Genomic DNA, 1,327 nt, shown 5'->3' with positions numbered 1-1,327 from the left:
ACTATAAATGAGCAAATATCGAATTTTGCACAAACTTATCCCACAAACTTAAAAGCTTCTTCGAATGAGGCGCTGCTTTTTATGAGGCGGTACAGGTTTGCAAACTGTTCCTGCTTTAGCTGCTGCTTCAAGGATGCGTATCCCTCTTCGAATGTGCAGTAGTTTCCAGAATGCATACAGCACAAATAGTGGACCAACGACATGATCAGCCAATACCTTTGGATTCCCTGACGGGATCGGATTTGATAACTATCCAGCGCAAGTTTACTTTTGCTCTGCCGGAAAAATAATTCAATCGGCCACCGTTTCGTATAGGTGTCCAGGATCTCCTGCGTGGATAACTCTGCATTTGTAGAGAGAAATACACGCAATGCTTTGGGATTCCCAAATCCATCCTTCGGATAGCTGAGGATCACCGCTGCATTTGGAATGCCATTCAACTCCCCTTCATAGCGGTATACATAGAATTCACGGCTGCCAACGGTCACGAGGCTGACATCCGGGTCTGTTTTCCGCAAATGAAGGGCAAATGCACTGGCTTTTTGACGGATCCCGCATGGATAAAGGATTCGGTTGGTCTTTAATGCCCCAACCGTATAGAATCCTTTCCGAATAAAACGGTCCATCACTTTTGCAGTAGTATACCAGCTGTCACAAAGAAAGTAGGAAATGACCGGCGCAGCGGGAAGTTCTTCCGCGATCTCCTGTACAATCTGGATCTTTGATCTTGATTTATCGTACAGGATGACTGCATAATTCAGGGTAATCCCGTTGCAGGAAAGCATAACGGAGACAACCTGATGCCCATAATCCTGACAGCCTTTTAAATGTGATTGATGAAAATACGCAGCTTCGATTGGATGAACCGCCTGTGACGAAGGCCGGGTATGTGAAGCAATCGTATCATCCACAATACAGTAAATCGGTTGTCCGGAACGCTGTGCTTCCCTATAAATGGCTTGGAGGATGCTGCTTTTTAAAACATCCTGCAATGCATCGTCCTTCCATTTTCCGTGATTCAGGAAATAAGCGGTCGTTGTCCTGTGGCAATGGCTGACTTCTTGGAAATCAACTGTTTTTCCCCGGTATCCCCGGAGAAAAACAGACAGGATGATGGTCAATAAGTGGTTCAGATACACATCGGATAAAAATAATCCGAGATTTAATGCTTTCAGGTAATTGTAAATATGTTTGGAATGATGTATACTGTTTGCAACGGACACCCCCTTGTTTGAGTGAGTATGTTGTTTGTTGGTACTTCAATTATACATCCTTCTACAGAGGGTGTCTTTCTTTTGTGCAATATTTTGGATTTGCTCATTTATAG

Annotated in this window: 1 protein-coding gene; it reads right to left on the bottom strand. The window is 43.9% G+C overall.

The window, feature by feature from the left end; all coding sequences use genetic code 11:
* Positions 1-35: 35 nt before the first annotated feature.
* A complete protein-coding gene (locus tag DWX26_RS16570) occupies positions 36-992 on the bottom strand; it encodes a transposase (RefSeq protein WP_226906477.1) in 957 nt (318 codons plus the stop codon).
* Positions 993-1,327: the final 335 nt, after the last annotated feature.

Source organism: Blautia sp. AF19-1 (assembly GCF_003479155.1).
In the GTDB taxonomy this organism is placed as follows: domain Bacteria; phylum Bacillota; class Clostridia; order Lachnospirales; family Lachnospiraceae; genus Fusicatenibacter; species Fusicatenibacter saccharivorans.
This window is presented reverse-complemented; position numbering and strand designations above follow the sequence as displayed.